This window comes from Tatumella sp. JGM130 (assembly GCF_018257525.1).
In the GTDB taxonomy this organism is placed as follows: Bacteria; Pseudomonadota; Gammaproteobacteria; order Enterobacterales; family Enterobacteriaceae; genus Tatumella; species Tatumella punctata.
Window position 1 is genome coordinate 26,147 of the sequence record NZ_JAERJS010000014.1, and the last position, 13,649, is coordinate 39,795.

The window sequence follows — 13,649 nt, forward strand, 5'->3', positions numbered from 1 at the left end:
TCGGGTGTATTGAGGCATAGGTATGAACGATTTTTCATTGGGGGAAGGGCCATTTCTGTTACCGGTGCTGATTGCCGCAGCAGTTATTTTTGCCCTCATTATCTGGTTTTTTGTTAACCGTGCCAGTGTCCGGGCTAATGAACAGGTACATATCCTTGAAGCTCTTTTGCGTGAACAAAAAAAGCAGAATGCGTTACTTAAACAGTTAGTCACACTGCATACTCCGCCGGAGGCCGAAATTACCGGGTCCCCGACAGAAGAATCCCTTTTCCGGGAAACGGAAGAAAATGGCTATATGAAGTTTGTCCCTGAACGCTGACTCGCCGGGGATGCTCATTATCCGCGTGATCCCGGTAAAGTACGATGTTGTAGCCGTCACCGCACACGGTCAGCCGGCCGGTAAATTATCCGGCCTCAATTCTGCGCGCCGGTATTACACAGAGAATAACGGCAAGCTGTTTTGAGAGACTGACAGTATCTGGTTAGTTATTTTTGTTCTGACATCATAATAAAAAAATATAACCGTGGCTGACAGTTTTATCGCGGTATTATTTCTGTCATGTACTGTTATTATAATTATACAGTCACTGAATTGGATATGGCGATTAACGTGGTTTTATTTTTATCTGTGAAGGGTCCGTTAGCCGGTAAATATATTTATAAAATTGAACATTCACTGATGACAGTTAGCACTTTTTGCCCATTAAAGGTTGCTGAGAGTTATTAAGGGTTTATGGCTGTTTTTTTGTACGCCTCCTGTGGCGGCGGGGCGTTCACGGTGATTAAAGCGTGTTTTACATCAATAATTATGCGTTCTGTATCACTAAGGTATTAAAAATGGCTTGCCATTAATTATGGGATATGTAATAACAATTCATAGATTAATCGAGGTACGATTCTGTTTATGTATGGCATTTTCAGTAGAGAAGAGATGAGTAAAGACGTTATCGTTAGAACTGCTTCCTTTGCCGAACCTGATATTAGTGCCTCATTCAGTAAGTCCCGCGTTTTTCTGTAACACAGCCTTCGGGCAAAATAAACATTTAAAGGAATTTGCAAAATGGCAAAGATTAAAGGTCAGGTTAAGTGGTTCAACGAGTCTAAAGGTTTTGGTTTCATTACTCCTGCTGACGGCAGCAAAGATGTGTTCGTACACTTCTCTGCAATCCAGGGTAATGGTTTCAAAACTCTGGCTGAAGGCCAGAACGTAGAATTCGAAATTCAGGACGGTCAGAAAGGTCCTGCAGCAGTTAACGTTACTGCTATCTGATAAGCGAATATCTTTTTCAGGACAGACTCCTGAAATAAAGAATTTCGAAACCCCGCTCTCTGAGCGGGGTTTTTTACTTTAGACTCCGCCAGTGAACAGGTACACTGCCCGCTGTTTTTTTTAACGGGGTAATCTCAGGTGTATATTTGTCCTTTATGTCATCAGCTGCTGCAACAGCAGAACGGTGGCTGGCATTGTGCCAGTAATCATCATTTTGACCAGGCTAAAGAAGGGTACGTTAATCTTTTGCCGGTGCAGCATAAAGGCTCGAAGACGCCGGGAGACAGCCCGGAAATGATGCAGGCCAGGCGCTGCTTTCTGGAGCAAGGGCATTACCAGCCAATGCAGCAGGCAGTCACAAAGATGCTGGCAGAACATCTGCCACAACCGGATGTACAAATCCTCGATATTGGTTGCGGAGAAGGGTATTACACGGCCGATATCGCCCGGCATTTCGGAACACGCCCTGATGCGGCTGTGTTCGGGCTGGATGTGGCCAGAGTGGCAATCAAATCTGCGGCTAAGCGCTATAAAAATATCCGGTTTTGCGTGGCATCCAGTTACCGGCTGCCTTTTGCCGACCACAGTCTGTCTGCCGTATTACGCATTTATGCTCCGTGTAAAGATGAAGAGCTGGCAAGGACGATTATGCCAGGAGGGTATTTACTCACAGTGACTCCCGGGCCACGGCATCTGCAGCAATTGAAAGCACTTATTTATTCCGAAGTACAGTTACATGAAGATCGTGAACATCCGCTGGCAGAGTTTGTGGCCGTGAAAGAACAACGTCTGAATTACCCGATGACACTCGATGCTGATGCAGCAACAGCACTATTGCAGATGACGCCTTTTGCGTGGCGTGCTTCTCCTGAGGTCTGGCAGACTCTGGCAGACAGCGATAATTTCCACTGTGCTGCTGACTTCTGTCTGCGGTTATGGCAGCGTAAGCCACTCTGAACGTATCGTAATGTTATTCAGTTTGTAAATGTAAAAATTCTTTTTGACGGCGTGGCTGTAACTGATAAAGTAAACTTCTGTATTAATTTTAAGGAGTAATGGGCTTAGCCCGGTTTATGGATCGTCACCGACGCCGTTCAGTCTTTCCTGAGTTGCTGTGCAACCCCGGCAGATCATTTATCATCCCCTGTAGTTTCACCGCTTTTTCAGCCACACCGGCGTTAATCCGCTGGCAAGGTGTTGTTCCGGTATTTTTTCCAGCGGAGAGCCATTAATGGAAATATTTATGGACCCTTCTGTCTGGGCTGGGTTACTGACACTGATTGTTCTTGAAATTGTACTGGGCATCGACAACCTGGTCTTTATTGCCATTCTGGCCGATAAATTGCCACCACGGCAACGTGATAAGGCGAGGGTGATTGGCCTGAGCATGGCCCTGGTATTACGCCTTGGTTTGCTGTCATTAATTTCATGGATGGTCACGCTGACCCGGCCTCTGTTTTATCTCGGGGATTTTGGTTTCTCCGGCAGAGACTTAATTATGCTGGCAGGGGGAATCTTTCTGTTATTTAAGGCCACGACGGAACTGCACGAACGGCTGGAAAATATGCCGGAATCAGAAGAAGGCAATAAAAGTTATGCCAGCTTCTGGGCCGTGGTAGCCCAGATAGTGGTGCTGGATGCGGTCTTCTCTCTGGATGCGGTGGTGACAGCGGTGGGAATGGTCAGCCACCTGTGGATTATGATGACCGCCGTTGTGATAGCCATGGGGCTGATGTTACTGGCCTCAAAGCCGCTGACAAAGTTTGTCAATGCACATCCGACAGTCGTCGTTCTGTGCCTCAGTTTCCTGCTGATGATTGGTCTGAGCCTGGTGGCTGAAGGATTTGGTTTCCATATTCCGAAGGGATATCTGTACGCAGCTATTGGTTTCTCGATAGTGATTGAAATGTTTAACCAGATAGCCCGTCGTAATTTTATACGTCATCAGGCACGCCGGCCAATGCGCGAACGGACTGCGGAAGTTATCCTGCGGCTGATGGGCGGGCGGCAAACCCACGCTCAGCCAGTGACCAGTACTCCGGCTGAAATAAGTCTGCCTGTTACCGAATCGTTTAAAGATGAAGAACGCTATATGATTAACGGGGTTCTTACCCTGGCATCGCGTTCTATCCGCAGTCTGATGACTCCCCGTGGTGAAATTTCCTGGGTTAATGCCGAAAGTCCGATTGACGATATTCGTCAGCAATTACTGGATACTCCCCACAGCCTGTTCCCGGTCAGCCGTGGTGAACTGGATGAAATTATCGGGGTAGTTCGCGCGAAAGAATTGCTGGTCGCCCTCGATCACGGGGTTGATATCGGGCAGTTTGCGGCAGCGACGCCGGCAATTATTGTACCGGAAACTCTTGATCCTATTAATCTGCTGGGTGTTTTGCGGCGAGCGAAAGGGAGCTGTGTTATCGTCAGTAATGAGTTTGGCGTCGTGCAGGGGTTAGTGACCCCGCTGGATGTACTGGAGGCGATCGCCGGTGAGTTCCCGGACGAGGATGAAACCCCGGATATTATCCCGGACGGTGATGGCTGGCTGGTAAAAGGGGGAACCGATCTGCACTCGCTTGAACAGTTGTTTGATGTGCATTATCTGGTTGAATCCGGAGAAGATCATGCGTCACTGGCGGGGCGGTTAATCAGCCAGAAAGGCCAGATCCCGCAGACCGGAGAAGTGATAGACATTAACGACCTGCACTTTACCATCGTCCGGGCCACGGATTACCGTATTGATCTGGTCCGGATTACCCGTGACCCGCAGAACCACGATCAGGACGCCGGATAATCTGTCCTCCCCGCGGCGTTACCGCGGGGAGGATGTTACTGCTGGTCAGTCACACTGTACTTTTATTGCCAGTCCGCCACGTGATGTTTCGCGATATTTGGCGTTCATATCTTTCCCTGTTTCATACATTGTCTCAATGACCTTATCCAGGGATACTCTTGGCTCACTGGTCCTCCGTAAAGCCATACGTGCGGCATTAATCGCTTTCACCGAGGCGATAGCATTACGTTCGATACAGGGGACCTGGACCTGACCAGCGACCGGGTCGCAGGTCAGTCCCAGATTATGCTCCATACCGATTTCTGCGGCGACGCAGACTTGTTCAGGACTGGCCCCCGAAAGTTCAGCCAGACCGGCGGCGGCCATTGAACAGGCGACCCCGACTTCGCCCTGGCAGCCAACCTCTGCCCCGGAAATTGAGGCATTCATTTTATACAGAATACCAATAGCCCCGGAGGCCAGAAAGTAACGCAATGCCACTTCGTTATTGACCGGTGAGATAAACTGATCATAGTAGGAAAGTACCGCCGGGATAATGCCGCAGGCGCCGTTGGTCGGTGCCGTAACGACGCGACCTCCGGCGGCGTTTTCTTCGTTAACCGCCAGGGCGAACATATTCACCCAGTCAATAACGTTCATCGGGTCGGTTGAGTTTTTGCTGCCCGAGATGAGTAACCGGCGCAAGGCTGCGGCACGTCGTGGCACCCGCAACGGTCCCGGCAGTACGCCTTCGGTATTTAATCCCCGGTCAATACAGGCCTGCATTGTCTGCCAGACGCTGGCAAAGTAATGACTGATATCGTCACGGCTATGTACTGCCAGCTCATTCTTCATCACCAGCCCTGACACGGAAAGCCCGGTAGTATGGCAACCGGACAACAGTTCTTTGGCTGAATTAAAAGCATAGGGCACCTGTACATTCTCTAACGTCGACTGGCCAAATTGCTGTTCATCGACAATAAAACCGCCACCGACCGAATAATAGGTTTTTTTCAGCAGACAGTAGTCTTCGTTCCAGGCGGTCAGGGTCAGGCCATTTTCATGTAATGGCAAATTATCGCTGCGGAAGACCATGCCTCCTTCACGGGGGAAATCCACTTCGTGCAGCCCGCCGGCGATCAGCAAACGCTGACGCTGATTAACATCGGCGACAAAAGCCGGGATAGCATCAATATCTACCGTATCCGGGGCCGCCCCGGAGAGGCCCATAATAATAGCGATATCCGTATGGTGACCATGACCGGTCAGGGACAGGGAGCCATAAACATCCACTGCGATACGGGTGGTCTGATATAATTTTTCTTCGGCTATCAGTGTATCGACGAACTGTTTGCCAGCTTTCATCGGCCCTACCGTATGAGAACTTGAAGGGCCAATACCTATTTTGAACATGTCGAAGACACTTATCACAACCAAAACTCCCGTACTAACCATCTGCAGCGCAATAAAAAAACGGTATGCTTACTGAAGCACCGGCCTGATCGCCGTCACCGTTGTAAATATCTGTATTAATATATATTACCACTTGCTCCGCAGAACGAGGGGACTATTTACCGAGTATTTGCCGGCCAAAATCGCGGAGTATACCCGCGGTCATTCCCCAGATAACATGCGGCTGATAACCGGATAACCAGATTTCTGCGGGCTGGCCACGGCGGATGACATTCAGAGAAGAAAAATGGCGGCTGTGCAACCAGGGCAGTAACGGGATTTCGAACACCCCGGCAACTTCACCGGCGTCAAGTGTTATCGGCAGGTCTGCGGGCAGGATAGCAACAAATGGGGTCACTCTGAATCCTGTCTGGCTGCTGACTGCGGGTAACTGACCGATTATCTCTATATTTTCTCTGCTCAGTCCCAGCTCTTCGGAGGTTTCACGTAATACGGTGTCGTATAAATGACGGTCACCAGGGTCGCGTTTACCTCCCGGAAAGGCAACCTGGCCCGGGTGATGACGCAGGTGATCGGCGCGGCGGGTCAGCAGTAAAGCCGGTACTTGCCTGGCAATGACCGGTAACAGCACCGCGGCCTCGCGGCCCCCGGCGCTGTCCGACTGACTTCGCGGGGGAAGCTGTAACAGGAAACGCTGACGAAACTGTTCAATATTCATCAGTGCTGATGGCCGATAATGTCTTCAGTGCCGGCAGGATCCGTTGCAGCTTATGCAGTGTTTCCTGGTATTCGTCCTGCATAACACTGTCGGCAACAATGCCGCCACCTGCGGTACAATACAGTTGTTGTTGTTCGGCGATCAGGGTACGGATGGTGATATTGGTGTCCATTCTCCCGCAGCGGCTCAGATAACCAATACTGCCACACCAGGCATTACGCCGGTGAGGTTCCAGTTCATCAATGATTTCCATGGCACGGATTTTCGGGGCTCCGGTAATCGAGCCACCGGGGAAACAGGCCCGTAACAGGTCGGTGTTGCTGGTGGTGGCGGGTAATGTGCCGCGGATGGTGCTGACCAGATGGTGAACCGCAGGAAAAGGTTCAACCACAAAAAGTTCCGGTACATTGACACTGCCCGGTTCGGCCACCCGGCCAATATCATTACGTAGCAGGTCAACGATCATCAGATTCTCGGCGCGATCTTTTTCCGCGGTTGCCAGTTGCTGTGCCTGCTGTTGATCTGCCTGCGGGTCGTCCATCCGCGGACGGGTTCCTTTAATCGGACGGGTTTCTACGCGACGGTCGCTGACCTGCAGAAAACGCTCCGGGGACAGGCTCAGCAGGCAACTGTCCTCTAACCGCAGAAATGCACTGAAGGGCGCACGGTTTTGCTGGCTTAAGTATTCAAAGGCCTGCCACTCACAGCCCTGGTATGCGGCCTGAAAACGTTGTGCCAGGTTGATCTGGTAACAGTCTCCGGCACGGATATAGTCATGTACCCTGGCGAAGCACTGCTGATACTGAAGATATGACAGATTACTTTTCCAGTCAGATAACAGTCTGAACGGTGCCCGCGGCGCGGCCTGCTGTTGCTGAAGCCAGTGCAGGCGTTGCCGGACATCCCCGAGGCTGACCAGAGTAAGGCGTTGTTGTTGATGATCTGCTATCATGGCCCAGTCATAGATACCGACGGCCATATCGGCGGTAGACAAATCACGGGTTGCCTGCTGCGGAAGGCGTTCAAAACGCCGGCCTAAATCATAACCGAACAGACCGAGCGCTCCGCCGCAGAAAGGCAGCCCGGCGTCCGGGGTCGTTACTGCAGGCAGTTGTTCCAGCGCCTGTTGCACCAGTGTCAGCGGGTCATCCCCTGATACCCGGCAATGGCCCTGCTCGGTAATTTTTGTCTCCGGACCATGGGTGGTCAGAGTGGTCAGCGGAGCAGCACTCAATATATCAAAGCGATTATCGCGATGCTCGGCGGCTGCAGAACTCAGTAACATCGCCCAGGGCTGATCCGCAATCGGCGAGAACCAGTGATTGATGGCAGTGGGTGAATATTCCAGAGAAAGTGTTTTCAGAGTCATAAACGTCAGGCAATAGCGGGAATTTGGCGCTAAGCCTGACATATTTTTTTATTACTGACACCAGTTATCTTCTCTGCAACAGAAGGTCGCTGGCTGGCTGACAGAGGTTGATATGTTTAATGGATTACCGGCACTTTCCCGCGAGCAGCAGCAACAGGCGGTAGAGCGTATCCATCAGCTGATTGCTGAAGGTATGTCGAGCGGTGAAGCTATCGGCGTAGTTGCGGCCGAAATTCGTGAGACGCACCAGGGCGGACAGAGCCTGGCACGTTTTGAAGATGAAGATGACGAAGATGAAGACGAAGAGTAATCGCCCGGCGATTACAGTGCTGCGATAATTTTAATTTCCACTTTATATTTCGGATGCATCAGTCCTGCCAGTACCGTGCAGCGCACCGGTGCATTATCCGGTGATACCCACGCATCCCATGCCTGATTCATTGCCTCAAAATCGGCTTTATCGGTCAGAAAAATGGTGGCATCAAGAATTTTACTTTTGTCTGAGCCGACGCGGGCCAGTAATTTGTCAATCACTGCCAGTGCATCGGCGGTCTGAGCAAGGGCATCGCCGTCGAGGTTTTCAGGGACGCTGGTATAGTAGACCGTTTGCTGGTAAACCACAGCTTCTGACATGCGGTGCTCAGGATCGATTCGGGTGATAGTCATGACTTGCTCCTTTAATTTTTCGGCCCTCAGCCTGCCATATCAGGGGGAATATGTCATCCCCGGTAGTCCCTGTGGCAGATTACTGACATAATCAGCCCGTTTAATGTAATTCCGGAGGCGATGTGAGTGATGATTTTTCCCCCGGCGGGGTACTGACCCATGCTATCCGTGGCTTCCGGCCACGTGAAGCACAGCGGCAGATGGCCCTGGCGGTGGAACAGGCAATAGAAGACGGCAGTGAGCTGGTGGTGGAAGCGGGCACCGGCACCGGAAAAACCTATGCCTATCTGGTCCCGGCATTACGTTCGGGCAAAAAAGTCATTGTCTCCACGGGCTCCAGAGCGCTGCAGGATCAGCTCTATAGTCGTGATTTACCCGCTATTGTTAAGGCACTGGCATTTACCGGTAAAACGGCAATCCTCAAAGGCCGTGCCAATTACCTGTGTCTGGAACGTATGGATCAGCAGAACCTGTCCGGCGGTGATTTACCGGTTCAGTCGCTGACTGACCTGGTCAGTGTCCGTGGCTGGTCATCAGCGACCGTGGACGGGGATATCAGTCATTGCGGCACTGTTGCTGAGGACAGCCCGTTGTGGCCGCTGGTGACCAGTACCAACGATAACTGTCTGGGCAGCGATTGTCCGCGTTATAACGACTGTTTTGTGGTTAAAGCCCGTAAACGGGCTATGGATTCAGACATTGTGGTGGTTAACCATCACCTGTTTCTGGCGGATTTGGTGGTGAAGGAAAGTGGTTTTGCTGAGCTGATTCCGGATGCAGACGTCATGATTTTTGATGAAGCCCATCAGCTACCGGATATTGCCAGCCAGTATTTCGGGCAGCAGATTTCCGGCCGGCAACTGCAGGACCTGGCAAAAGATATCATTATTGCCTACCGTACTGAGGTCCGCGATATGCAACAGTTGCAAAAGGCGGCCGACCGGCTGTCTCAGGCCAGCCAGGATTTCCGGATGATCCTTGGCGACCCGGGGTTTCGCGGTAATTTACGGGAATTATTACAGCAGCAAAATGTGGCGCGGATGCTGGTGCTGCTGGATGATGCCCTGGAGCTGTGTTACGACGTGATAAAGCTGTCGCTGGGGCGTTCTGCGCTGCTGGATGCGGCTTTTGAAAGGGCGGCTCAATACCGGACACGCCTGAAACGTATCAGTAATACGGATCAGCCTGGTTTCAGCTACTGGTATGAATGTTCATCCCGTCATTTCACCCTGGCCCTGACGCCCTTATCGGTGGCTGAAAGGTTCCGTGAAGTCGTCGATGCGAGAAAAGCCTCGTGGATCTTTACCTCTGCGACTTTAGCGGTAAATGGCAAAATGGACCATTTCGCCGGGCGGCTCGGGGTTAACGGTGCCAGGCAGATGATCCTCAACAGCCCGTTCGATTATGCCCGCCAGGCCTTATTGTGCGTGCCACGTAACCTGCCGGAGACCCGGCGGCCGGGGGTAGCGAAGCAACTGGTGAAAATGCTGGCCCCCTTAATTGAAGCTAATCAGGGACGTTGTTTTTTTCTTTGCACCTCGTATCAGATGATGCGCGAACTGGCCGCGGAGTTCCGCCAGGTGCTGACATTACCGGTATTATTGCAGGGTGAAACCAGCAAAGGACAAATTTTACAGCAGTTTATTGAGGCCGGTAATGCCTTACTGGTGGCAACCAGCAGTTTCTGGGAAGGGGTGGATGTCCGGGGGGATGCGTTATCGCTGGTGATTATCGATAAACTGCCTTTTACGTCACCGGAAGACCCGCTGCTGAAAGCCCGTATGGAAGACGCCCGGCACCGGGGAGCCGATCCTTTTGATGAAGTGCAGCTGCCTGATGCGGTGATCGCTCTGAAACAGGGGGCAGGCCGGTTAATTCGTGATGAAACTGATCGTGGTGTGTTGGTAATCTGTGATATGCGTTTGGTTTCACGGCCTTACGGGGCATTGTTTATCAATAGCCTGCCGGATTGCCCGCGTACCCGCGATTTAGGGGCGGCTGAGCAGTTTATCAGGGCCGGGCGGACGCTGTCCCGCTAGCATTTTATTGCGAATAACGTTCATTTGTCAGCGCAATGACAATTATACTGTCTGTTGCGGACAGGCAACAGACAATGAAAACGGACTGCTGGCGCGTGACTGTGCGGCAGGTTAAGACTTCACTTTTATTAATTACAAAAAATTATGCAAGATATCTCAAAACTTAAGTTACTCGCCCTGGACACGGCTACAGAAGCCTGTTCGGCGGCTATTTTTAATCAGCAACAGCAGGATGCCCGTTTTGAGATCGCTCCGCGTGACCATACACGCAGAATTTTGCCGCTGGTCTCTGAGTTACTGGAAGGTCAGCAACTGACACTGACCGATCTGGATGCGCTGGTTTTTTGCCGTGGTCCGGGCAGTTTTACCGGGGTACGTATCGGTATCGGCATTGCACAGGGACTGGCTCTGGGGGCCGATTTACCGATGATTGGGGTATCGACCCTTGCTACCCTCGCCGAAGGCGCCTGGCGGGGCCAGCAGGCAAGCCGGGTGCTGACGGCGATTGATGCACGGATGGGTGAAGTTTACTGGGCCGAGTATCAGCGTGATGCTCAGGGAGAATGGCAGGGCAGTGAAACTGAGCAGGTGCTCAGTCCGCAGCAAGCGCAACAGCGTATGCAACAGTTATCGGGGGCATGGGTGACTGCCGGGACAGGCTGGCAGACTTACCCGCAACTGCAACAGGAGCATTGCCTGCAACTGACGGCCAGCGACGCAGAACTGCCGTGCGCAGCAGACATGCTGCCGCTGGCGATTAATCAGTGGCGTAAAGGCGCATTATCTGATGTCGCCGCGATTGAACCTGTCTATTTACGTAATGAAGTGACATGGAAAAAATTACCGGGCAGATAAGGTTTGGCTGCAACCGGTGATAATTTGTGCTGTCTGACCCTGTAATATTCAGGAGATTACTATGTTTAGTTTGAGTAAGGGATGTCCGGCACTTATGCTGATGTCCGTGTTATTGCTGGCCGGATGCGTCACCGTGCCTCAGAGTATTCGTGGTATTTCACCTCAGCTACAGCAGAACCTGTCACAGGTTATGAATGCCCCGCAGTTATACACCGGCCAGGAATCACGGTTTGGCGGCAAAGTGGTTCAGGTGATCAACCGAAACGGTCTGACCCGTATCGAGCTGGCAGTACAGCCTCTGGATGACAGCGCCCGGCCAGTACTGGGATCAGCCGCTGTTGGCCGAATTTATGCCGATATTAACAGCTTTGTTGACCCGGTTGATTTCAATAACCGGTATCTGACGGTACTGGGGAATATCCGCGGTACGGAGAAAGGAAAAATAGGCCAGGCCAGTTATGATTTTCTGGTCATTAATGTCACCGGCTATCAGCGCTGGCGACTGGCCAGTCAGATAATGACCCCGCCGATGCCAATAGACCCCTGGATAGGGTATGGCCCGGGGCCGGGGCATTACCGGCATGGGTACCCGGGCGGAAACCCCTGGTGGGGGTTTTATAACCCGGGTCCTGCACCGGTACAGACTTATCTGACCGAATAGCAGAAAGCTGACCGGAAAGCCCGCAGTCCGGATTACTGCGGATTTTCCGGATCATACAGAGGGTGGCGGATATCCCGTACAGTGACTATCGGGCACGTCAGTCTCATTGAACAATGGCGAGGGATTACCATGGCCTTACAGGCGGATACACGGAAGAAACCCTGGTTAGCACATTACCCTGATAATGTGTTACCGGAGATTAATGCTGATCATTGTCAGTCATTACTTGATGTTTTTGAACAGTCAGTCCAGCGCTACAACCATAAACCTGCCTATATCAGTATGGGACAGACCCTGACGTTCCGGCAGCTGGAACAGCAAAGCCGTGCTTTCGCCGCTTATCTGCAACAGGCACTGAAACTGGCGAAAGGGACCCGGCTGGCGCTGATGTTACCGAATACCTTACAGTTTCCGGTGGCGCTATTCGGGGCGCTGCGGGCCGGGATGATCGTGGTCAACGTTAATCCGCGCTATAAGCCTGCAGAATTGCGCCATCAGCTGGCCGACAGCGGTGCTGAAGTTATTGTTATTATCAGCAGCTTTGTTGCCACCTTACAGCAGGTGATGGCGGATACGCGGCTCAGACATATCATAGTGACATCGCCGGGTGACGGGCTCCGCTGGCCAAAGCGCAGCCTGGTGAATCTGGCGGTCAGGTTTATCAAAGGGTACCGGCCGGGCGGATTTTTGCCGGATGCCCGCAGCTACCGGCACTGCCTTCAGCGTGGTCAGTCGCTGACTTATCATCGCCCTGAGCTACATCCCCATGATGTTGCTTTATTGCAGTATACCGGCGGTACCACCGGACGGGCAAAAGGCGCAATGCTGACACACCGTAACCTGCAGGCGAATCTGGAACAGATAAAAGCCATGTATGGCGGGGTACTGGTATCCGGTGAAGAGATGATTGTTACTGCATTACCGCTGTACCATATTTTTGCGTTGACTGTGAATTGCCTGTTATTCCTTGAAAAAGGGGGCAGTAATCTGTTAGTTACCAATCCGCTTGATACCCGAAGAATGATTAAAACCCTCAGTCGTTACCGTTTTACGGCAATTTCCGGAGTAAACACCTTATTTGATACTTTGCTGGCCAGTACGGATTTCAGAAAGCTGAATTTTTCTTCCCTGAAACTCACGGTCGGAGGAGGAATGTCCGTGACCCGCAGTGTGGCAGAACAATGGCATGCGCTGACCGGTAATTACCTGCTGGAAGGTTATGGACTGACAGAATGCTCCCCGCTGGTGGCGGTCAACCCCTGTAACAGCAGGGAACATACCGGCAGTGTGGGCATTCCTGTGCCTTCAACAGAGATTAAAATTGTTGATGAACAGGGTAATGAACGGGGGCAGGGCGAACGCGGAGAGCTGCTAATTAAAGGACCGCAGGTAATGGCAGGCTACTGGAACCAGCCGGCAGAAACGGCGGCAGTATTCAGCGATGGCTGGCTGCGTAGCGGCGATATTGTGACTGCTGACCAGCAGGGCTTTATCCGGGTCGTTGACCGAAAAAAAGATATGATTCTGGTCTCCGGGTTTAACGTTTACCCCTGTGAGGTTGAAGCGGTGATTCTGTCTCTGGATAAAGTCGCCGAGGCGGCGGTGATCAGCGTACCCAGTGACAAGACCGGTGAAGCAGTCAAAGCGTTTGTGGTCGCCAGAGATAAATCCCTCACCCGTGAAGAGTTACTTGACCATTGTCGTAAAAATCTGACAGGCTATAAAATTCCGCGGCAGATCGAGTTTTGTGATGCGCTGCCGAAAAGTAATATCGGGAAAATTTTACGTCGTGAACTTCGTAGTGGTGTCATTGCTGATCCCTGAGGGTTATGCTGGCATCTTTATATGTAAACGCCGGGCTGACCGGCGTTTTTGTTTTTGTCAT

The 13,649-nt window shown here is 51.8% G+C and carries 14 protein-coding genes; 10 read left to right on the forward strand and 4 right to left on the reverse strand.

From position 1 onward, the window contains the following. Positions 1-22: 22 nt before the first annotated feature. The 5 genes from JK211_RS08495 to JK211_RS08515 all read left to right on the forward strand — a co-directional run bounded on the left by JK211_RS08495 (position 23) and on the right by JK211_RS08515 (position 4,064). Positions 23-319, forward strand: a complete 297-nt coding sequence (locus JK211_RS08495) for a YebO family protein (protein WP_212708257.1) — start codon at positions 23-25, stop codon at positions 317-319. 612 nt (positions 320-931) lie between these two features. After that, positions 932-1,018, forward strand: coding sequence for a hypothetical protein (locus JK211_RS16895; protein ID WP_249213072.1), 87 nt, complete (start codon positions 932-934; stop codon positions 1,016-1,018). 42 nt (positions 1,019-1,060) lie between these two features. After that, a complete protein-coding gene (gene cspE, locus JK211_RS08505; RefSeq protein ID WP_001062678.1) occupies positions 1,061-1,270 on the forward strand; it encodes a transcription antiterminator/RNA stability regulator CspE in 210 nt (69 codons plus the stop codon). Positions 1,271-1,408: 138 nt separating this feature from the next. After that, entirely contained in the window at positions 1,409-2,227 is an 819-nt protein-coding gene (rlmA, locus tag JK211_RS08510) for a 23S rRNA (guanine(745)-N(1))-methyltransferase (RefSeq protein ID WP_212708258.1), read from the forward strand. A gap of 274 nt (positions 2,228-2,501) precedes the next feature. After that, on the forward strand, positions 2,502-4,064 hold the full coding sequence (locus tag JK211_RS08515) for a TerC family protein (RefSeq protein ID WP_212708259.1): 1,563 nt from the start codon (positions 2,502-2,504) through the stop codon (positions 4,062-4,064). A 45-nt stretch (positions 4,065-4,109) separates the two neighbouring features. On the opposite strand, the gene JK211_RS08520 is transcribed toward JK211_RS08515, so the two are convergent. The 3 genes from JK211_RS08520 to pabB all read right to left on the reverse strand — a co-directional run bounded on the left by JK211_RS08520 (position 4,110) and on the right by pabB (position 7,543). Beyond that, positions 4,110-5,474, reverse strand: coding sequence for an L-serine ammonia-lyase (locus tag JK211_RS08520; RefSeq protein WP_212708260.1), 1,365 nt, complete (start codon positions 5,472-5,474; stop codon positions 4,110-4,112). A gap of 136 nt (positions 5,475-5,610) precedes the next feature. Then, positions 5,611-6,174: a CoA pyrophosphatase gene (locus JK211_RS08525; RefSeq protein WP_212708261.1), complete on the reverse strand. Its 564-nt coding sequence runs from the start codon at positions 6,172-6,174 to the stop codon at positions 5,611-5,613. Beyond that, on the reverse strand, positions 6,164-7,543 hold the full coding sequence (gene pabB, locus JK211_RS08530) for an aminodeoxychorismate synthase component 1 (protein WP_212708300.1): 1,380 nt from the start codon (positions 7,541-7,543) through the stop codon (positions 6,164-6,166). The genes JK211_RS08525 and pabB overlap by 11 nt, the downstream gene beginning before the upstream one ends. A 112-nt stretch (positions 7,544-7,655) precedes the next feature. Here pabB and JK211_RS08535 point away from each other — a divergent pair, with 112 nt between their 5' ends. Further along, positions 7,656-7,853, forward strand: a complete 198-nt coding sequence (locus tag JK211_RS08535) for a YoaH family protein (RefSeq protein WP_212708262.1) — start codon at positions 7,656-7,658, stop codon at positions 7,851-7,853. A gap of 11 nt (positions 7,854-7,864) precedes the next feature. Here the strand turns inward: JK211_RS08535 and JK211_RS08540 are convergent, their stop codons facing one another. Then, positions 7,865-8,209 carry a RidA family protein gene (locus JK211_RS08540; RefSeq protein WP_212708263.1) on the reverse strand — a complete coding sequence of 115 codons (345 nt, stop codon included), beginning with the start codon at positions 8,207-8,209 and terminating at the stop codon, positions 7,865-7,867. A 122-nt stretch (positions 8,210-8,331) separates the two neighbouring features. Here JK211_RS08540 and JK211_RS08545 point away from each other — a divergent pair, with 122 nt between their 5' ends. The 4 genes from JK211_RS08545 to JK211_RS08560 all read left to right on the forward strand — a co-directional run bounded on the left by JK211_RS08545 (position 8,332) and on the right by JK211_RS08560 (position 13,588). Next, positions 8,332-10,248, forward strand: a complete 1,917-nt coding sequence (locus tag JK211_RS08545; RefSeq protein WP_212708264.1) for an ATP-dependent DNA helicase — start codon at positions 8,332-8,334, stop codon at positions 10,246-10,248. A 144-nt stretch (positions 10,249-10,392) separates the two neighbouring features. Then, positions 10,393-11,103 carry a tRNA (adenosine(37)-N6)-threonylcarbamoyltransferase complex dimerization subunit type 1 TsaB gene (tsaB, locus tag JK211_RS08550; RefSeq protein WP_212708265.1) on the forward strand — a complete coding sequence of 237 codons (711 nt, stop codon included), beginning with the start codon at positions 10,393-10,395 and terminating at the stop codon, positions 11,101-11,103. A gap of 61 nt (positions 11,104-11,164) precedes the next feature. Then, complete coding sequence (locus JK211_RS08555) at positions 11,165-11,764, forward strand: Slp family lipoprotein (RefSeq protein WP_212708266.1); 600 nt, start codon at positions 11,165-11,167, stop codon at positions 11,762-11,764. A gap of 129 nt (positions 11,765-11,893) precedes the next feature. Continuing rightward, complete coding sequence (locus JK211_RS08560; protein ID WP_212708301.1) at positions 11,894-13,588, forward strand: AMP-binding protein; 1,695 nt, start codon at positions 11,894-11,896, stop codon at positions 13,586-13,588. Positions 13,589-13,649: the final 61 nt, after the last annotated feature.